Annotated in this window: 15 protein-coding genes; 12 read left to right on the forward strand and 3 right to left on the reverse strand. The window is 67.5% G+C overall.

Annotation, left to right across the window (positions count from 1 at the left end; translation table 11 throughout):
• The first annotated feature begins 39 nt into the window (after positions 1–39).
• From ftsY to ADBZ9K_RS16490, 4 genes are all read left to right on the forward strand, one after another.
• Positions 40–1,389 (forward strand): signal recognition particle-docking protein FtsY, encoded by a 1,350-nt coding sequence (ftsY, locus tag ADBZ9K_RS16475; RefSeq protein WP_526622235.1) that lies wholly within the window; start codon positions 40–42, stop codon positions 1,387–1,389.
• A gap of 177 nt (positions 1,390–1,566) precedes the next feature.
• On the forward strand, positions 1,567–2,946 hold the full coding sequence (locus ADBZ9K_RS16480; RefSeq protein WP_526622237.1) for an ammonium transporter: 1,380 nt from the start codon (positions 1,567–1,569) through the stop codon (positions 2,944–2,946).
• A gap of 5 nt (positions 2,947–2,951) precedes the next feature.
• On the forward strand, positions 2,952–3,290 hold the full coding sequence (locus tag ADBZ9K_RS16485; RefSeq protein WP_078020040.1) for a P-II family nitrogen regulator: 339 nt from the start codon (positions 2,952–2,954) through the stop codon (positions 3,288–3,290).
• A 74-nt stretch (positions 3,291–3,364) separates the two neighbouring features.
• The gene (locus ADBZ9K_RS16490) at positions 3,365–5,848 is read left to right on the forward strand and encodes a [protein-PII] uridylyltransferase (protein WP_526622239.1); all 2,484 of its coding nucleotides are present in this window, start codon (positions 3,365–3,367) and stop codon (positions 5,846–5,848) included.
• Between the two features lie 13 nt (positions 5,849–5,861).
• Here the strand turns inward: ADBZ9K_RS16490 and ADBZ9K_RS16495 are convergent, their stop codons facing one another.
• Positions 5,862–7,094, reverse strand: coding sequence for a class I SAM-dependent methyltransferase (locus tag ADBZ9K_RS16495; RefSeq protein WP_526622241.1), 1,233 nt, complete (start codon positions 7,092–7,094; stop codon positions 5,862–5,864).
• Positions 7,095–7,109: 15 nt separating this feature from the next.
• On the reverse strand, positions 7,110–7,526 hold the full coding sequence (locus tag ADBZ9K_RS16500) for a hypothetical protein (RefSeq protein WP_526622243.1): 417 nt from the start codon (positions 7,524–7,526) through the stop codon (positions 7,110–7,112).
• A 1,730-nt stretch (positions 7,527–9,256) separates the two neighbouring features.
• On the opposite strand from ADBZ9K_RS16500, the gene ADBZ9K_RS16505 reads away from it, so the two are divergent.
• Genes ADBZ9K_RS16505 through ADBZ9K_RS16530 form a run of 6 tightly spaced genes read left to right on the forward strand, consistent with a single transcriptional unit; the run spans position 9,257 to position 15,787 of the window.
• Positions 9,257–10,225, forward strand: coding sequence for a CehA/McbA family metallohydrolase (locus ADBZ9K_RS16505; RefSeq protein WP_526622245.1), 969 nt, complete (start codon positions 9,257–9,259; stop codon positions 10,223–10,225).
• 8 nt (positions 10,226–10,233) lie between these two features.
• Positions 10,234–11,895, forward strand: coding sequence for an ABC transporter substrate-binding protein (locus ADBZ9K_RS16510; RefSeq protein WP_526622247.1), 1,662 nt, complete (start codon positions 10,234–10,236; stop codon positions 11,893–11,895).
• A complete protein-coding gene (locus ADBZ9K_RS16515; protein ID WP_526622249.1) occupies positions 11,895–12,875 on the forward strand; it encodes an ABC transporter permease in 981 nt (326 codons plus the stop codon). Before ADBZ9K_RS16510 ends, ADBZ9K_RS16515 begins: the two co-directional genes overlap by 1 nt.
• Positions 12,853–13,794 (forward strand): ABC transporter permease, encoded by a 942-nt coding sequence (locus ADBZ9K_RS16520; protein ID WP_526622251.1) that lies wholly within the window; start codon positions 12,853–12,855, stop codon positions 13,792–13,794. Before ADBZ9K_RS16515 ends, ADBZ9K_RS16520 begins: the two co-directional genes overlap by 23 nt.
• Positions 13,791–14,759, forward strand: a complete 969-nt coding sequence (locus tag ADBZ9K_RS16525) for an ABC transporter ATP-binding protein (RefSeq protein WP_526622252.1) — start codon at positions 13,791–13,793, stop codon at positions 14,757–14,759. The genes ADBZ9K_RS16520 and ADBZ9K_RS16525 overlap by 4 nt, the downstream gene beginning before the upstream one ends.
• Positions 14,756–15,787, forward strand: coding sequence for an ABC transporter ATP-binding protein (locus ADBZ9K_RS16530; RefSeq protein ID WP_526622254.1), 1,032 nt, complete (start codon positions 14,756–14,758; stop codon positions 15,785–15,787). The genes ADBZ9K_RS16525 and ADBZ9K_RS16530 overlap by 4 nt, the downstream gene beginning before the upstream one ends.
• Here the strand turns inward: ADBZ9K_RS16530 and ADBZ9K_RS16535 are convergent.
• Positions 15,728–16,399 carry an HAD family hydrolase gene (locus tag ADBZ9K_RS16535; RefSeq protein WP_526622717.1) on the reverse strand — a complete coding sequence of 224 codons (672 nt, stop codon included), beginning with the start codon at positions 16,397–16,399 and terminating at the stop codon, positions 15,728–15,730. The two genes, ADBZ9K_RS16530 and ADBZ9K_RS16535, sit on opposite strands and share 60 nt — an antisense overlap.
• 129 nt (positions 16,400–16,528) lie before the next feature.
• Between ADBZ9K_RS16535 and ffh the strand changes: the two genes are divergently transcribed.
• Both ffh and ADBZ9K_RS16545 read left to right on the forward strand, forming a co-directional pair.
• A complete protein-coding gene (ffh, locus tag ADBZ9K_RS16540) occupies positions 16,529–18,094 on the forward strand; it encodes a signal recognition particle protein (protein ID WP_526622256.1) in 1,566 nt (521 codons plus the stop codon).
• Position 18,095: 1 nt separating this feature from the next.
• A complete protein-coding gene (locus ADBZ9K_RS16545) occupies positions 18,096–19,184 on the forward strand; it encodes a metal-dependent hydrolase family protein (RefSeq protein WP_526622258.1) in 1,089 nt (362 codons plus the stop codon).
• The last annotated feature ends 71 nt before the right edge of the window (positions 19,185–19,255 follow it).

Consider the following 19,255-nt stretch of genomic DNA (forward strand, 5'->3'; position numbering starts at 1 on the left):
GTGGCGCAGCCCCGCACCGCACCCTGAAACAATGGCACGGTGTCACAGGGTCTCTGGATCGCTATCGCGGTCATCGCCGTCCTGGTCGTCGCTGCACTCGTCCTCGGTCTGGTGCGGTACCGGCGGCGGCGGATCAGTCTGCGCCGCAGCTCAGAGGGTGCCACACCGATCGACCGGTCCGGCGGGTACACGGCCTCCTCGGGCATAACGTTCACACAATCGTCAGGGACTGCGACGCTGCCCGGCGTCGGCGACGACGCCGCTGTTCCGCGGGACTCGGTCAAGCGGCCCATCGCCGATGTCCGGCTTCCGGAACCGCCGGTCGCCGAGGAGCCCGTCGCCCGCGACACCGCGGTGGCGCCCCCGGTTACCGAGGCTCCGGTCACCGAGGCACCGGTTACCGAGGCTCCGGTACCCGCGCCCGATACCGGCGCCATCGCACCCACCGCGCCCGATGTCGGGTCCATTGCCCCTCCGGAAGGCCGCCTGGAACGCCTGCGCGGCAGGCTGGCCAAATCGCAGAACGCGCTGGGTCGCAGCATGCTGGGCCTGCTCGGGGGCGGCGACCTCGACGAGGCGTCCTGGGAGGAGGTGGAGGACACGCTGCTGATCGCCGACCTCGGTCCGGTGGTCACCGCCTCGGTTGTCGAGCAGTTGCGCAGCCGGTTGGCCAGCAGCACGGTTCGCACCGAGGCCGACGCCAGGGCGGTATTGCGGGAGGTGCTGATCGCCGAGCTCAATCCCGGCCTGGACCGTTCGATCAGGGCACTGCCGCACGACGACAAGCCGTCGGTCCTGCTGGTCGTCGGCGTCAACGGCACCGGCAAAACCACCACCGTGGGCAAGCTGGCCCGGGTGCTGGTGGCCGATGGACGCCGCGTGGTTCTCGGCGCGGCCGACACTTTCCGCGCTGCCGCGGCCGACCAGCTGCAGAGCTGGGCATCGCGGGTCGGCGCCGATGTGGTGCGCGGGGCCGAGGCCGCCGATCCGGCGTCGGTGGCCTTCGACGCGGTGGACAAGGGCATCGCCGCGGGCGCCGACGTCGTCGTCATCGACACCGCCGGCCGGCTGCACACCAAGACCGGCCTGATGGACGAGCTCGGCAAGGTCAAGCGGGTGGTGAGCAAGCGCGCGGCCGTCGACGAGGTGCTGCTGGTACTCGACGCCACCATCGGCCAGAACGGCCTGGCGCAGGCACGGGTGTTCGCCGAGGTTGTCGACATCACCGGGGTGGTGCTCACCAAACTCGACGGCACCGCCAAGGGCGGTATCGTCTTCCGTGTCCAGCAGGAGCTGGGCGTGCCGGTCAAGCTGGTCGGCTTGGGCGAGGGCCCCGACGATCTGGCGCCATTCGAGCCGGCCGCCTTCGTCGATGCGCTGCTCGGATAGCCGCAAATCGCTTCTCAGCCCGGCGAATTGCGGGATGTAACACCAGCGAAACGAAGACTGCCTATCCGTTCACATGCGTGAAACACCCAGGCGTCGTAGCTGAAACAACCACTGCGCATTGTCTTGGCCTAGGTCAACGGTGCCTAACCGTGGCATGGGTGAAGGAGGAAACTGCGAGTGGACCAATTCCCGGTATTGGGCGCGCCGGACACCGGCGACACGGCGTGGATGCTGGCCAGCTCCGCGCTGGTGTTGCTGATGACGCCAGGCTTGGCCTTTTTCTACGGCGGTATGGTGCGCGCCAAGGGCGTGCTCAACATGATCATGATGAGCGTCAGCTCCATGGGCGTCGTGACGGTGCTCTGGGTGCTCTACGGCTACTCGTTGGCTTTCGGCAACGACAAGTTCAACCTCTTCGGTGACCCCACCGAGTTCTTCGGACTCAAGGGCCTGATCGGCGGCAACGCGGTTGCCGCGGTCTCCGCCGATCCGGCGGCGGGCGTCGAAGCGGTAGAGGCAGTCGGAATTCCCTTGGTCGGCACCATTCCGGCAACGGTGTTCGTCGCCTTCCAGCTGATGTTCGCGATCATCACTGTGGCCCTGATCTCCGGGTCGGTGGCGGATCGTCTGAAGTTTGGCGGTTGGTTGGTCTTCGCCGCACTGTGGGCCACGTTCATCTACTTCCCGGTGGCGCACTGGGTGTTCGCATTCGACGGTGTCACCTCCGAGACGGGCGGCTGGATTGCCAACAAGCTCAAGGCAGTTGACTTCGCCGGTGGCACCGCGGTGCACATCAACGCCGGTACAGCGGGCCTGGTGCTGGCCATCATCTTGGGCAAGCGGTCCGGTTGGCCGGGCACCCCGATGCGGCCGCACAACCTGCCGTTCGTGATGCTCGGTGCCGGTCTGCTGTGGTTCGGCTGGTACGGATTCAATGCCGGTTCGGCAGTCGGTTCCGGCGGCTTGGCCGGTTCGACCTTCGTCACCACCACGGTGGCCACCGCCGCCGCAATGCTGGCGTGGCTGCTGACCGAGCGGATCCGGGATGGGCATGCCACCTCGCTGGGTGCCGCCTCGGGCGTCGTGGCCGGGCTGGTTGCCATCACCCCGTCCTGCTCGTCGGTGAATGTGGTTGGCGCACTGGTGATCGGCGTGGTCGCGGGTGTTGCCTGCGCGCTCGCGGTCGGCCTGAAGTTCAAGTTCGGGTTCGACGACTCGCTCGACGTCGTCGGCGTCCACCTGGTCGGTGGCATCCTGGGAACCTTGCTCGTCGGCCTGGTAGCCGCACCGGAGGCCGGTGCAGCCGTCGCTGGCCTGTTCTATGGCGGCGGTTTCGACCAGCTCTGGCGACAGGCCGTCGGTGCGGGTGCGGTTTTGCTCTATTCGGCCGTGGGCACGGCTATCTTGGCCTTGATCGTCAAGTACACCATCGGACTGCGACTTGATCGTGAGGAAGAGGCGACCGGCATCGACGAAGCCGAACATGCGGAGACCGCATACGACTTCGCAACTGCGGGCACCGGCTCGGTTCTCGGACGTCACGGCGCGGAGGAATGAGGGAAATGAAGCTGATTACTGCGATCGTCAAGCCGTTCACGCTCGAAGACGTCAAGACCGGCCTGGAGCAGACGGGTATTCTGGGAATGACCGTCAGCGAGGTTCAGGGCTACGGGCGCCAGAAGGGTCACACCGAGGTCTACCGCGGCGCTGAGTACTCCGTCGACTTCGTCCCGAAGGTCAGGGTGGAGGTCCTGGTTGATGATTCCGCCGTCGACAAGGTGGTGGACGTCATCGTCCAGGCCGCCCGGACCGGCAAGATCGGCGACGGCAAGGTGTGGGTCAGCCCGGTGGAGACCGTTGTTCGGGTTCGTACCGGTGAGCGGGGGTCCGACGCCCTCTGACGCCTAGGTTGTGACGTCTTCTTGCGGCCACACCGAATGAGCGTTAATTGGGCGTCGGCTGCAGGAGGACTGAAATGACAAAGCAATCAAGAGATTCCGCCGCCGGTGCGTCCCGATGGGAGGCGCCGGCGGCGGGCTCGTCTAAGCCCGCCAAGGATCTGGCCGCCGCGTGCAAACAGCTGTTGGAGGGCGGCCAGCGTCAGCTCGATTCGGCGGCACTGCGCGACGCCCTGCTGGACTTGCACGAATTCTGGTTGACTACCAAGGCCACCGAGATCGGTATCACCGCCACCAGCGGCTTCGCGATCGTGGCCACCGGCGGGCTGGGCCGGCGGGAATTCGTGCCGTACTCCGATCTCGACCTCATGCTGTTGCACGACAACATGCCCGACGACATTGTCACGCAGGTGGCCGAGCTGCTCTGGTATCCGTTGTGGGACGGCAACATTCGTCTGGATCACAGCGTGCGGACCGTCGCCGAAGCGCTCAAGGTCGCCAGCGAGGACATCTCGGCCGGGTTGGCCATGCTGGAGGCCCGCCACATCGCCGGTGACTCCGAACTGTCGACGTTGCTGATCAGTGGTGCCCGGCGGCAGTGGCGCACCGGAATCGCTTCCCGCTTCGACGAACTCGTCGAGCACACGCAGGCTCGCTGGCAACGTAGCGGGCAGATCGCGCACCGCGCCGAGCCGGACCTCAAATGCGGGCGGGGTGGCCTGCGCGACGTGCAGTTGCTCAACGCGCTGGCCATCGCCCAGTTGGCCGACGTCTACCCCAATCACTCGCTGGCCTCGCCGACCGGCTCGCTGGGTGGCGCGCACCTGTCGTTACTGAACGTGCGTACCGAACTGCATCGGGTGTCCAAGCGCGGCCGCGACCAACTGCTGGCCCAATACGCCGACGAGATCGGCGCTTCGCTGCGCATCGGTGACCGATTCGATCTGGCCCGGGTACTCTCCGATGCCGCGCGCACGATCAGTTACTACGTCGACGCCGGGCTTCGCACCGCGGCCAATGCGCTTCCCAAACGCGGCCTTTCGGTACTGCGCCGGCCCACCCGTCGGCCCCTGGACGAGGGCGTCGTGGAGTTCGGCGGGGAGGTGATCCTGGCCCGCGACGCGCGCCCGGAACGAGACCCCGGACTGATCCTGCGGGTGGCCGCCGCGTCGGCGACCACCGGCCTGCCGATCTCGGGTTCGACGTTGAGCCGGCTGGCCGAGTCGGCACCGGAGTTGCGGACGCCCTGGCCGCGCGACGCCCTCAAGGATCTGCTGGTGCTGTTGGCTGCCGGTCCGACGACGGTGGCGTGCGTCGAGGCGCTGGACCGTACCGGGCTGTGGGGGCGGCTGTTCCCGGAGTGGGGCGCGGTGCGCGACCTTCCGCCGCGCGACGTCGTCCATATCTGGACCGTCGACCGTCACCTGGTGGAAACCGTCTCGCGGGCAAGCGCATTCACCACCCGGGTGTCGCGCCCGGATCTGCTGGTGCTCGGCGCGTTGCTGCACGACATCGGCAAGGGCCGTGGCGGGGACCACAGTGTGATCGGGGCGGACCTCGCGGTTCAGGTCGGTACCCGGTTGGGCCTGTGGCCCTCGGACATCGAGTTGCTTTCGGCGGTGGTGCGCTACCACCTGCTGCTGCCCGACACCGCGACCCGGCGTGATCTGCAGGATCCGCGGACCATCTCGCGCGTCGTGGAGGCCCTCAACGGCGATCTGGTTCTCCTGGAGCTGCTGGATGCGCTGGCCGAGGCGGATTCGCTGGCCACCGGGCCCGGGGTGTGGGGTGACTGGAAGGCCTCGCTGGTTGGCGATCTGGTACGCCGTTGCCGGCTGGTGCTGGCCGGGGAGCCGCTGCCCCAGGCAGATCCGATCGACCCGCATCATCTTTCCCTTGCTGCCGACCACGGGGTGCACGTCGAGCTGACGCCGGGGGACAGCGCGCACAGCTACAACGTCGCCATGATCGCCCCCGATCGGCGGGGGCTGCTGTCCAAGGCCGCCGGGGTGCTCGCGCTCAACTCGCTGCGGGTGCATTCGGCGTCGGTCAACAGCTCGGGCGGGGCGGCGATCAACACGTTCGTGGTGTCGCCGCGCTTCGGTGCGCCGCCGGCGGCAGAGCTCCTGCGCCAGCAGTTCATACTGGCCCTCGACGGTGAACTCGACGTCATCGCCTCGCTGGAGAAACGTGACCGCGAGGCCGCGCAGTACGGGCCGGCCCGGGTGGGCGAACCGAAGCCGGCCGTGCCGGTCAATGCCGCACCCGCCCCGCCGCGCATTCTCTGGCGCGCGGGCAGTGGGCCCGGACAGCTGCTGGTGGAGATCCGCACCGTGGACCGCACCGGCCTGCTGGCCATGCTGACCGCGGTGTTCGAGCGTGCCGCCGTCGACATCGCGTGGGCGAAGATCACCACGCTGGGCTCGTCGGTGGTCGACGTGTTCGGCATCGCGGTGCCGGCCCTGAGTTCCGCTGACGAGGTTCGCAAGCAGCTCGAGCGTGAGCTCTACGCCGTGCTGCCGACTCCACCGCCGGCCAAGGCGGTCGAGGAAGCGAGCTGAATCGCTCAGCCCATTACGAGTTATCCCCCTGGCGGCTCACGTCAATTGCGATGTAGTCCTCTTGCCACAGCTGCTTGAACAGCGTTGTGCCAGCCAGCGTCAGGTCATCGAGGTCGGGGTCGGCGACGACTCCGCTCAGTGCCACCTGCTCGGCTATCTCGCGGATGGTGTGATCTGCATCGACACGTTGCAGGAACGGTAGCTCCATCGGAGTGAGTGGGCGCCGCGAGCCGGGTTTGTGCAGTTCGGTGCCGACCAGCCTGCAGCGGTAACGCATCACGGGTACGAAGTCAGAAGCGTGCGTAGAGCCGAAATCCACGCGGTAGGTCGCCGGCGGGCGATCTGTTCTGCAAGCGGTGAAGAAATGACAGGCGTTGGAGCTGTTGATGCGTTCCATTACCGCCCATCGTTGGGGCGCGTCCAAGGCCGCTGCGGCCGCATAGAAGGCGTTGCCGCCGGAATCGGCTGGGGGGTAGTAGTAGCTGTTGAAGAACCAATCTTGGAAGGCGAGCCCCGAGTTGGCAACGAGTTCCAGGCATTGGGGCACGGTGAAACTGCGATCACGGCCATGGAGGAACGTGTCGACGAGGCCGGCGTCGTAATCGATATCGGGTGCGGCGGCCAGGTAACGCCGCACGGGGTGGGTGGCGGGAAGACTACGAATCGCGTCGTGAACGATCGCCAGGGACTCGGCGTCTTGCTCCAGGCCGAGATCGCGGAATACCGACTGCATGGTTTCGACGCCGTCGCGACCATAGCTCGCGTACAGCATCACAGCCAGTACGCCATCGGCACGCAACCGCTCTGCCAACGCGCGCATGCCGACCCCGGGGTCTGCGAGATGATGGAGGACTCCCGTGGTCACGATCAGGTCGAAATCGGTTGCAAGCGTGTGGACTTCCTCGATCGGCAGCAGATGCAAGGTGAGGTTGCTGAGGGAGTACTTGCCCTTGAGGTACCGGTGGTGGTCCAAGGAAGGTGCACTGACGTCGATAGCGGTGACGTGGGCTCCGGGGTTCGTGTAGGCGAGAACGGCGGCCTGGTTGGTGCCGCAGCCCGCTACGAGGATGTCAAGATCGTTGCGGCGCGGGCGATCCGGCCACAACACGCGATGGGCATGGCTCGGATCGAACCATTGCCAGTTGTTGACCAACCAGGCATCCAGATCTTCGATGGGCGCCGGATACTGCCAGCGCTGGTACTGGCGGACGACGACATCTCCGTCGGCAAGGGGGTGTGCGGTCATCGATGGACGGCTCCTCTATGACGTCGCGAGCAGCGGATTGCGCTGAAGGATCGGCAGCTGGAACTCATGCTCGGTCTTCGTATCATCGAGGCTCTCCCGCAGGGCCAAGGTGTACACACCGGCCGATTCGACGCGGATGGGCAAGTGCTGGGCAAACACGCGGTACTTCACCGGCGCTGGGGGATTGTCATGCCAGTGCCAGCTGAATTCCAGTGCGCCTACCCGCTGACCGTCGGAAGTGGTCGCGGTGATGAACAGACGCGGGTCGTACTCGCCGCCACCGGGCGCGGAGACTGCCACGACTATCGGCACGGTGATCTGCGTCGGCAGCGCCTCGACGAAGCAACTTGTCATCGGAAACCCGGTGACGCTGACGCCACCGGCGTCCTCCTCCGAGGTGCGTAGAGCAGGCGCGAACGCGACAACACGCATGACGTCCTTTCAGGGCTGTAGTGATAGCTCACAATTGCTGGTGCGGAACGGATCGACCTAGACCAACGGTTGGCCGTCCGCGCCGGGATCACCGTCCTGGCCACCCGGCCCGGCGGTCCCGCCTATCCCACCGATGCCTGCCGATGATGTCTACTTTGCTGCGGCATACTCCGACCTACAATCGTTGACCTTCCATGCGGCCTCGGGCGCCAGAAACCTGAACCGTTATTCAGAACTGTCCGACAGTCGAGGAGAGCATTTGACGAATGAGGACATTAGCGGCAGAGCGGGATTTCGTCTACAGATACCTCACTGTCGCAGAGATATTGAATCTACAGAACAGTGGAAAGTCCGCCAGCAGGCCCGGGCCGGCCTGTCCCACGCGGGTGTAAACGGCCTTACCGGTTCCGGCTGTCGGAGCCGGAAGGCCGGCCTTGATGACCCTGACCGCCGTCGAGGGCGCTCTGGGCGACAAACGATCCCAGAGCCACGTCTCTGGCCGCCGTGATCCGCAAAGGCGAGAATCAGTCCTTGTCGCAGCAGGAAACAACGGCGCGAGGTGCTCAGCGATGCCCGTGACTGGCTACGGCACCCATCGGCGCGTGACGCCGATAGGGGACTCCGACGCGGATGATGTTCAACACGAATTCGATACGACTAATATGCAAATGGGCCAGTTTGAGTAACATGATTATGTTTGCGAGACGATTGCATAATAAAAATATCCCAGTGTGCTCCGATATCGAGCGGAATGTTGATGAATCGTGCCGAGGTCAGCGCGGGGCGCGGCTGATCGGGTCGTCGCAATTCAGGGTGCGTGGACAAGTGGCTGCGGGGCGCCACTGTGGGGCCGGGATCACCGGCGGTAGCGGGAGAGGTCGCGGAGTCCACGGCGTTGCTGGGCAGGGCCGCACTCGGCCGGTAGATGGGCACGGCCGGGTGACCCTGCGGCCGGGCCTACGAGTCAGGCGGCGAGGACGGCTGCCGAACCGGGAGCCTTCCTCGATGACGATCGCACCGAGATCGCGTGATTGCCGTCAAGCCCGCCCCCGAAGCGGGCATGCTGGCGGCCAGCAGGTCGCCGTCGTGCCAGGCAGGCCTTGTCGTTGGCGATGTCGACGCCTGGCACGACGATCCCGTGATTCGCGTCTGGAGCCGGCGTCTCGACGCTCGCCCTAGAACGCGTTCACGATCAGCGCGACATTGACGACCACGACCCGGACTTTGCTGCTGCTTCCCGTGCTGCTGCGGAACACCGGCGCGGGGGAGGGACGCGAAGCATCAGGTGATCGCGGCCGACCTCTCCGTTCAAAATTCACCACAGGTTCACGTGGGTGAACTCCGGCTGTGCGGCGCGGCAATGCCTGCCCCACGTTGGGGTGTCGTGTACGCGGAGTTCACCTACCGGTCAGGTGAGGCCCGGTACACGGCAAAGCGGCGCGGTCGCGGTCTGTGCGCGACGGGAGCGCCGAGTCGCAGATGAAAGCGTCTGCGCTGCGGACTGATTCGAATTCGCAGCGTTGTCGGACTCTCCGACGGGCGGTCGCGGAGCGGAGATCGGCGGCAACGTCCCCGGCCCGGGCCAGCACGGCGGTCAGCCCTGTCCGGGTGCCGCTGCCCGTGGGTTCATCGAAGGGCCGAATAGCGTCATCGGATCGTTTGAACGATCATTCGAACGGCGTGTACTGTCCGGCTGTCCGGGGGGATGTACCTCAAAGATTTGGATCCCAATGTTGGCAGAGCCCAATGTGTTCGAGCGCGACGGAAAGTGGCTGCGGTGTGCGCTGCATGCGCATTCCACCGTCAGCGACGGTGACCTGCCGCCGAAGGCGCTCGCCCGCCAGTACGCGACCGCGGGGTTCGACGTACTGGCGATTACCGATCACTGGCGATTGGCAACAGTCGAGGGTGTCCCCGAGATCTTGACGATCCCGGCCGCCGAGCTCACCGCGGATCTGGGCCGGGTTGGCTGGACGGCAGACGTCCTGGTCTACGGAATCGCGGACATCCCCGAGGATCCGGGCGGTGACCGGCGCAACTGGCTGATCAACACCGAAGAGCACTGGGAACAGCGCACCTTCCCCTCGGTCGAGGCGTGTGCGGCCTGGGCGCATCAGCAGGGCGGCGTGGCCTACCTCGCGCATCCCTACTGGACTGGAGCGGGCTCCGACGCGTTCGACGATGCCCCGCACCTGGCCGGGGTCGAAATCTTCAACGGAAGCGCCGAATACGAAGGCGGGCGGGGCGACTCGTCGCTGCTGTGGGATGAAGCCCTGCAACGCGGCCTGCGGCTGCACGGCATCGCCACCGACGACTCCCACATGCCGCTGTTCGACATCGGGCTGGCGTGGACCTGGGTGAAGGTCACCGAACGAACCCCGAAGGCGGTGATCAACGCCCTACGGGCCGGCGACTCGTACGGGTCGAGCGGTCCGGACATCATCGAGGTCCACACCGACGCGAACGGCGTCGAGGTGCGGTGTTCACCCGCACGCTCGATCCACGTGACCACCAGCCGGGAGAACGGGGCCAGCATCACGGCCGGGCGCGGCGGACGACGCACCGGCCGGGTATTGGCGACCGACGGTGCGGGCCTGATCACCCATGCCGTCATCGAATTCGACAGGGCCGGTATCGACTACACCCGGGTGCGGGTCGTCGACGCCGCCGGCCACCAAGCTTGGAGCAACGTTCTGTGAGGGCACATATGAGAAGCATCCGACGCCGCGCCGCGGCCGTACTCGCCGTGGCGGTCGTGCTGGCCACGGGCTGTTCGTCGAACGCGGGCAAGGACACCGACAGCGTCCTGACCATCGGTACGACGTACTACATCTCGTCGCTGAATCCGTTTGTCGGCATCGAAACCCAGGACAGCACAGCCTATTCGATGCTCTACCCGCAACTGGTGCAGTACGGTCCGGGTCTGAAACTCGAAGGGGACTGGGCCAAGGAGTGGACCGAATCCCCCGACGGGCACACGATTAGCTTCACGCTCAACGACGGCAAGTGGTCCGACGGTCAGCCGCTGACCGCCGACGACGCCGTGTGGACCATCGACACCATCCGCAAGTACTCCGAGGGCGCCACCGCCTCGATGGCGAAGGTCCTTGCCGGTGTGTCGTCGGCCGAGGCGCCCGATCCGCACACCCTGGTCATCCACTACGAACAGCCGATGGGCCCGGCGATGGCCAACCTGGAGCAGATGTACGTTCTGCCCAAACATGTCTGGGCACCGCACGCGACCGGTGACGGTGGCTCCGGGCTGACCGACTTCAAACCGGAGCAGCAGTTGCCGGTGGTCGCCGGCGGCCCCTTCACCATCACCAAGTACGAGGACAAGGGCACCACCGTCTTCACGCCCAACCCGAACTTCTACGGTCCCAAGCCCCACGCCTCGGCTGTCGCGCTGACGTACTACACCAACCCGACTGCCTTGATCGCGGACCTGAAGGCCGGTCGGCTGGGGTTTGTCGACAACATCCCGTTCAAGGATGCCGCGCAACTGAAATCCGTTCCCGGCATCACGGTGGCCAGCCAGCCCGGCAACGAGGTCACCAACCTGGGTTTCAATTCCAGCGACGCCAAGAAGCAGAACCGTGAGCTGCTCAACCCCACGCTGCGCGAGGCATTCGAGTACGCCCTGCCGCGTGAGCAGATCGCCGGCACCGTCTTCGGTGGTGAAGCCAAACCGTGGGCCAATATCTTGTCCGGATGGTCCGGTGACTGGGTCAACCCGGATGTCACGCCGCTGCCGAACGACGTCGACAAGGCCAACCAGATCCTGGACTCACTGGGCTACCGGCGTGGCCCGGACGGCGTGCGGGTGGTCCCGGCCACCAGCGGTGAGAAGGCCCAGCCCGAGCACCCCATGCGCTACTCCGTAATCGTTCCCAACGACACCGACTACGACGGCCACCTGCAGTTCACCCTGCTCAAGAGCGCCTTCGAGAAGGTGGGTGTCGACCTCAGTGAGAAGGCCGGTGGCGACGGCACCCAGGCCTACGCGCTGATCACCGGTCCGGACGGCAAGTACGAGGACACCGACATGTTCACCTGGTACTGGCACCCCTACATCGACCCGGACTTCAACCTCGGTGTGGTCACCACCAGCGAGCTGGGCAACAACAGCGACACCGGGTGGAGCAATCCGGCCTACGACGCGCTCTACGAACAGCAGCGCACCACCGTGGACCCGGCGGCGCGCCGGACGCTGGTGTGGCAGGCCGAGGCTGAGATCGCCCGTGCCCGGCCCTACATCCAGGTCGTGGAGACCAATCTGGTGACCGCCAGCTCCAACGGCTGGACCGGCTTCGAACCGGAACTGTTCACCCTGGGCAAGGCCTACTACACCAGTCCGAAACGGGCTTGATGGCTGCGCTGAGCCGAATCTGGTTCGCCTGTGTCACGGTGGTCGTCGCGGCGACGATCAACTTCTTCCTGTTCCGGGTGATGCCGGGCAACGCCGTGTCGGCGCTGCGCTGCCGCAGCTGCACTCCGCAACTGCGGCAGGCCCTGCTGGAGCGCTACGGTCTCGACGAGCCGCTGCCCGTGCAGTTTGTGCGCTACCTGGCGCAGCTGGCGCGCGGCGACCTCGGTATCAGCCTGGCGACCGGAAAGTCGGTGTGGCAGTCGATCATCGGGCCACTGGTCAACACCTTGCCGATGTTGGTCGCCGGCACGCTGATCGCTCTGGTCCTGGGTGTCGTCAGTGGTGTGGTGTCGGCCTGGCGGCGTGGCACGGTCCTGGATTCGGCGTCCCAATGGACCGGCCTGGCCTGCTATGCCATGCCCACCCAGTGGATCGGGTTGCTGGTGGTGTTCTATGTGGCCGCCGCGGTGGGGCTGCCGGCGGTGGGCATCCAGAGCGCGACCCTGGATGTGCTGGGTGCGCCGTCGACGTGGGATCTGCTGGCCGACCGCACCCAACATCTGATTCTGCCGGCCCTGACGCTGGGGATCGGCTGTTACGGCCAATACTCGATCGTGGTGCGATCGGCGATGCTCGAAACCCTCGGTGAGGACTACATTCTCACCGCGCGGGCCAAGGGATTACGCGATTGGACCATCGTGCGCCGCCATGCCTTCGGCAACGCGATGCTGCCGCTGGTGACGATCGTCGCGTTGTCGGCCGGATCGATCGTCGCGGGGGCGATCGTGGTGGAGGACGTGTTCAGTTATCCCGGAATCGGTTTCGCCGCCGTCGACGCCATCAACAAACGCGACTATCCCGTCCTGCAGGGCATCTTCCTGCTGCTGACGGTCGCGGTCGTAGTGGCCAATCTGGTCGCCGACCTGATCTACGTCCGCATCGACCCGAGGATCTCCCATGGTCGTCTCGCTGCCGGCTGACCGCACCGGCGACCCGCCGAAGCGGACCGGCACCCTGCGTCGCCTCCTCACCGGCAGCCGCCAGACCGTGGTCGGCCTGTGCGCGCTGGGGGTGTTCGCCGTCGTGGCGCTGGCGGCCTCGGTGATCGCCCCGACCGACGTCGACACCCAGTTCTACAACGGATTCGCCGCGCCCAGCGGCGCGCACCCGCTGGGGCTGGACGGCGGCGGCTTCGACGTTGCGACCCGGCTGGTGCACGGCGCCCGGACATCACTGCTGGTGGGTTCGGTCGCCGCGCTGGTCGGCATGCTGATCGGTGGCGTGATCGGCGTGGCCGCAGGCTATTTCGGTGGACGTACCGACGGGCTGCTGATGCGTGTCACCGACTACTTCCTGGTCATTCCCGACATTCCGCTGATGATCGTCGCCGCCGCCGTGTTCGGCCAGAACCTGACCAATATCGTGATCGTCATCGGGCTGGTCTACTGGGCATCGACCGCGCGGCTGATCCGCGCCCAGGTGATGTCGGTGCGCCAGCGCACCTTCGTGCGCCGGGTCGAGGCGATGGGCGCCTCGCCGGTGTCGGTGCTGGCCCGACACGTCGTGCCGCATGTGATGCCGCTGCTGGTCGCCAACACCGTCCTGATGGTGGCCAACGCGATCTTCGCCGAGACCTACATCAGCTTCCTGGGCCTGGGTGATCCGTCGGTGGTGTCCTGGGGCCGGATGATTCAGGATGCGCTGGATCAGGGTGCCGTGCTGGCCGGGGCATGGTGGGTGGTGTTGCCGCCCGGGTTGGCGGTGACCATGGTCGTGCTGGCCGCCACCGTCGCCGGACAGGGGATGGAGGACACCCTCAACCCGCGGCTGAAGGTGGGACACCTGGCCGTGCGCCGGTTCCGGGTGCGTCCCCTGTACGGCCGGCTGGAGCGCGCGTGACCCCGCCGCTACTGCAGGTGCGCGACCTGTGTGTCGACTTCGGTTCGGGCTCAAGACGAATCGGCGCCGTGCGCGGGGTGAGCTTCACCCTCGAGGAACGCAGCCGGCTGGGCATCGTCGGTGAGTCCGGCTGCGGCAAGTCCACCGCTGTGCTCGCCGTGATGGGTCTGCTACCCCCGAATGCCGAAGTCGCCGGCCAGGTGCTGCTCGACGGGGTTGACATCCTGGCTGGCGGTGATGCGGGCATGCGCCCGCACCGCTGGCGCGACATCGCCATGGTCTTCCAGGGCGCGATGAACGCCTTCAACCCGGTGCGCACCGTCGGCGAGCAGATCGCCGAGCCGATTCGTCTGCACCAGAACGCAACCCGCCGGCAAGCCGCGGGTCGGGTCGGGGAGTTGCTCGAATTGGTGGGCATCGGCGCACGGCGGGCGGCGCACTACCCACACGAGTTCTCCGGAGGTATGCGCCAGCGCGCCGCGTTGGCGATGGCCCTGGCGTGCGAGCCGAAGGTGCTGCTGGCCGACGAGCCGACCACCGCGCTGGACGTGATCGTCCAGGCCGAGGTCCTGGAGCTACTGCGCAGTGTCACCGACCAACTGGGGGTCGCGCTGGTGTTCATCAGCCATGACCTGCCGGCAGTGGCGCAGGTGGCCGAGCGGGTGGCGGTGATGTACGCCGGCCGCATCGTCGAGGAGGGGCCGGTGGCAGCCATGCTCACCGCCCCGCGCCACCCTTACACCGCGGCGCTGCTGTCGGCCATCCCTAACCCGATGTCGGACACGGGGATGCGGTCGATACCTGGTGAGCCACCCCGGCTCGACGCGCCGTTCGCCGGGTGCGCCTATGCGCCCCGCTGCCCGTCGGTGCACGACATCTGCCGAACGTCGCAGCCTGCCAACGAATCTGACGGTGCCGACACCGTCGCCTGCCATTTGGTGGGGGCCGGCGGGGGACCGCGGTGAGCGCGCCACTGCTGCAGGTTGCCGACCTCACCGTGCACTACCCGGTCGGCAGCGCCGGGCTGTTCGGCCGTCGCCGTTCGGTGGTGCACGCCGCCGAACGGGTCTGCCTGACCGTCGACTCCGGCGAGATCGTCGCGCTGGTAGGTGAATCTGGTTGCGGCAAGAGCACTGTCGCCCGAACCATCGCCGGGGTGCAGCGCGCCAGTAGCGGCCACGTCTACTTCGACGGAACCGACCTGACCGGCCTGGGCCGCTCGGCGCTGCAGCCGTACCGCCGGACCATCCAGCTGGTCCACCAGGATCCCTACGACTCGCTGGATCCGCGGATGACGGTGCGCGCCATCGTCGAGGAGGGCTTGCGCATCCACCGCGTGCCACGCGGGGAGCGCGACGCCGCGGTGCGCCGCGCGCTGGAGCGGGTGGGGCTGAGCCCGGCGGACTGGGTGCTCGACCGGTTCCCGCACGAACTGTCCGGGGGGCAGCGCCAGCGGGTGGCCATCGCCGCTGCGGTGGCGTTGGCCCCGCGGCTGCTGGTGGCCGACGAGCCGGTCTCGATGCTCGACGTCTCGGTACGGGCCAGCGTGCTCAACCTGATCGACGATCTGCGCCGGGACGGGCTGGCCGTGCTGTTCATCACCCACGACCTGGCCAGTGCCGTCGTGCTGGCCGACCGGATCGCGGTGATGTACTTCGGGCGGATCGTGGAGGAAGGTCCCGCCCGCCAGGTGCTGCACCGGCCCGCGCATCCCTATACCCGCGCGCTGCTCTCGGCGATGCCCTCACCGGATCCGTCCGTGCGGACGCGGCCGGAGGTCGTGCACGGGGAACTGCCGGACGCCCTGAACCCGCCGCCCGGGTGCGCGTTCGCTTCGCGATGCCCGGTGGCCGAACCCGGCTGCGACCAGCAGGTCCCCGTCTTGTCGACGGTGGGGGATGGTCAGCGCGCGGCGTGCTTCGTGGCGGCCCGGTCAGCCGGGACGGCCGGCGACGGTGCGTGCCCACCGATGCAGTCGCGGATCGCTCAGTGAGTCGGCGCGGAAGTCACCATCGAGCCGGCCGGCGTCCTCGGTAGCCGACGGGACGGCGATGACGAATGCCCCCGCCGCACGGGCCGCGGCCAGCCCGGTGGCCGAGTCCTCGAAGGCCACGCCGTCGCCCGGCTCGGCCCCCAGCCGGGCGAATGCGGTCAGGTAGGGCTGCGGGTGGGGTTTGGGGTCGGCGACTTCGTCGGCCGCGACGGTGACCTCGAAATGGTCTGCGATACCGCCGGATTGCAGGATCATGTCGAGAACCCGGCGGTTGCTGTTGGAGGCGATCGCCAGGGGGAACCGCTGCGAGAGCGTCGCGAGCAGCTCGCGGGCCCCGGCCATGGGGGCCACGTTGGCCCCGAGCTCGGCGTCGACGAGCACCATCAGGTCGTCGTGCAGCTCGGCTCCCTGCCCGGGCTGTCCGACCAGCGTGGCAATGACCTCGCAGATGTCGTCGACGGTCCGGCCCAGCAGCATCGTGCGTTCCCGCTCGCCGAACGCGTGCCCGTGCTGGGCCAGCAGGGCGGCCTCGGCGCGCGCCCAGGACGTCTCGGTGTCCAGAAGCAGCCCGTCGCAGTCGAACACGATTCCGCTCACCGCCTGCGGGAGCATGCTCACGGGGGCTGAGTTTATCCTGGCTGCCGACTGTGGGCCCTATTCACCCGGAGCGGCCCGGATCGGTGCATAGCCCACACGGTCGGCGGATCAGGCTGCCGAGGCGCAACCGGTTAGGCTTAGCACGTGTTCGAATCCCTGTCCGACCGGTTGACCGGTGCGCTGGCTGGCCTGCGTGGCAAAGGCCGGCTGACTGACGCCGATATCGATGCCACCACGCGCGAGATCCGGCTGGCGCTGCTGGAAGCCGACGTCGCGCTGCCGGTGGTGCGCGCGTTCGTCAACCGCATCAAGGAGCGGTCGCGCGGTGCCGAGGTCTCGGCGGCCCTCAACCCGGCACAGCAGGTCGTCAAGATCGTCAACGAGGAGCTCATCGGCATCCTCGGCGGCGAGACCCGTCAGCTGGCATTCGCCAAGACCCCGCCGACGGTGATCATGCTCGCCGGCCTGCAGGGCGCCGGTAAGACGACGCTGGCCGGCAAGCTCGCCAAGTGGCTCAAGGATCAGGGTCACACCCCGCTGCTGGTGGCCTGCGACCTGCAGCGTCCCGGTGCGGTCAGCCAGCTCACGATCGTCGGTCAGCGCGCCGGGGTCAGCGTGTTCGCTCCGCATCCGGGCACCGCCGCCGAATCCGCCGAAACCCAGGGCGCCGGGCCCGGTGACCCGGTGGCGGTTGCCGCCGCCGGTCTGGCCGAGGCCCGCGCCAAGCATTTCGACGTCGTCATCGTCGACACCGCCGGCCGCCTGGGTATCGACGATGTGCTGATGGCGCAGGCCGCGGCCATCCGCGACGCCGTGCACCCCGATGAGACCCTGTTCGTGCTCGACGCGATGATCGGCCAGGACGCCGTGGCCACCGCCGAGGCCTTCGGTGCCGGTGTCGGCTTCACCGGTGTGGTGCTGACCAAGCTCGACGGCGACGCCCGCGGTGGTGCCGCGCTATCAGTGCGCGAGGTCACCGGCGTGCCGATCCTGTTCGCCTCTACCGGCGAGAAGCTCGAAGACTTCGATGTCTTCCACCCCGACCGGATGGCCAGCCGCATCCTCGGCATGGGTGATGTGCTGTCGCTCATCGAGCAGGCCGAGCAGGTCTTCGATCAGCAGAAGGCCGAGGAGGCTGCCGCCAAGATCGGCTCCGGCGAGCTGACGCTGGAGGACTTCCTCGAGCAGATGCTGATGATCCGCAAGATGGGGCCGATCGGCAACCTGCTGGGCATGCTGCCCGGCGCGGGCCAGATGAAGGACGCGCTGGCCGCCGTCGATGACAAGCAGCTCGACCGCCTGCAGGCGATCATCCGCGGCATGACCCCCGCGGAGCGCGCCGATCCCAAAATCATCAACGCCTCGCGGCGGTTGCGGATCGCCAACGGCTCCGGCGTCACGGTCTCGGAGGTCAACCAGCTGGTCGACCGGTTCTTCGAGGCCCGCAAGATGATGTCGCAGATGGCCGGCGCGATGGGGATGCCGTTCGGGCGCCGCTCGGCCAAGAAGAGCGCCAAGAACAAGAAGGGGCAGAAGGGCAAGAAGGGCGGCCGGGGGCCGACCCCGCCGAAGGCCCGCAATCCGCTGCTGGCCGGCGGGCTGCCCGCTGGCTTCCCCGACCTGTCCCAGATGCCCGACGGGCTCAACGAGTTGCCGCCGGGTCTGGCGGGCATCGACCTGTCCAAGTTGAAGTTCCCGGGTCAGAAGTAGCGTGGCGGTCGCGCCGCTGCATGTTCGGGGTCGCGGCCTGCCCGACGGCGAGCCCGTCGAATGGTGGATCGCCGACGGCGTCCTGCACGCCGAGCCGGTAGCCGGAGCCGAGACGGTCTTTGACAGCGGCTGGATCCTGCCCGGGCTGGTCGACGCACACTGTCACGTCGGGCTGGGGGAGCACGGTGAGATCCCCCTCGACGAGGCGATCGCCCAGGCTGAGGTCGAACGCGACGTCGGCGCGCTGCTGTTGCGCGACTGCGGATCACCCACCGACACCCGCAGTCTCGACGATCACCACGACCTGCCGCGGATCATCCGGGCCGGACGGCATCTGGCCCGGCCCAAGCGTTACGGGCGTGGCTTTGCCATCGAACTCGAGGACGAGTGGCAGCTGCCGGAGGCGCTGGCCGAGCAGGCCCGCCTCGGCGACGGCTGGGTCAAGTTGGTCGGCGACTGGATCGACCGGTCGGTGGGAGACCTGGCGCCGCTGTGGTCCGACGATGTCCTGCGGGCCGCGGTCGCGGCGGTGCACGACGAGGGCGCCCGGGTCACCGCCCACGTGTTCAGTGAGGATGCGCTGCCGGGCCTGATCGGTGCCGGCATCGACTGCATCGAACACGGGACCGGGCTGACCGACGAGACCATCGCGATGATGGTCGAGCACGGCACCGCGTTGGTGCCCACCCTGATCAACGTCGAGAACTTTCCCGGATTCGCCGACGCCGCAGCCAAATTCCCGACCTACGCCGCGCACATGCGTGATCTCTATGCGCGCTGCTATCCACGGGTGGCCGCCGCCCGGGAGGCCGGGGTGCCGATCTTTGCCGGCACCGACGCGGGCAGCACCATCACCCACGGCCGCATCGCCGACGAGGTCGATGCCCTCACTCGGATCGGGATGAGCCCGACCGACGCACTCGGCGCGGCCTGTTGGGATGCCCGCCGGTGGCTGGGGCGCAGTGGGCTAGCGCATGGCGCGGCAGCCGATCTGGTGTGTTACCGGGATGATCCGCGCAGCGGCCCGGCGACGTTGCGTACGCCCGACCTGGTTGTGCTCAGCGGCCGAGTATTCCGGACGACTCGCTGACCGGGGATCATCGCGGCATCGCCACATGAATGACCGGTGGGCTGGGCAGCTGCCCAGCCCACCGACCCTGT

Source organism: Mycobacterium sp. (assembly GCF_965229265.1).
GTDB lineage: Bacteria > Actinomycetota > Actinomycetes > Mycobacteriales > Mycobacteriaceae > Mycobacterium.

Excerpts from the sequence above, each read along its gene's own strand:
- ADBZ9K_RS16485 (WP_078020040.1), top strand. The coding sequence starts at position 2,952 with ATGAAGCTGATTACTGCGATCGTCAAGCCGTTCACGCTCGAAGACGTC.
- ADBZ9K_RS16505 (WP_526622245.1), top strand. The coding sequence starts at position 9,257 with ATGTTGGCAGAGCCCAATGTGTTCGAGCGCGACGGAAAGTGGCTGCGG.
- ADBZ9K_RS16520 (WP_526622251.1), top strand. The coding sequence starts at position 12,853 with ATGGTCGTCTCGCTGCCGGCTGACCGCACCGGCGACCCGCCGAAGCGG.
- ADBZ9K_RS16535 (WP_526622717.1), bottom strand. The coding sequence starts at position 16,399 with ATGCTCCCGCAGGCGGTGAGCGGAATCGTGTTCGACTGCGACGGGCTG.
- ADBZ9K_RS16515 (WP_526622249.1), top strand. The coding sequence starts at position 11,895 with ATGGCTGCGCTGAGCCGAATCTGGTTCGCCTGTGTCACGGTGGTCGTC.
- ADBZ9K_RS16490 (WP_526622239.1), top strand. The coding sequence starts at position 3,365 with ATGACAAAGCAATCAAGAGATTCCGCCGCCGGTGCGTCCCGATGGGAG.
- ADBZ9K_RS16510 (WP_526622247.1), top strand. The coding sequence starts at position 10,234 with ATGAGAAGCATCCGACGCCGCGCCGCGGCCGTACTCGCCGTGGCGGTC.
- ADBZ9K_RS16500 (WP_526622243.1), bottom strand. The coding sequence starts at position 7,526 with ATGCGTGTTGTCGCGTTCGCGCCTGCTCTACGCACCTCGGAGGAGGAC.
- ADBZ9K_RS16495 (WP_526622241.1), bottom strand. The coding sequence starts at position 7,094 with ATGACCGCACACCCCCTTGCCGACGGAGATGTCGTCGTCCGCCAGTAC.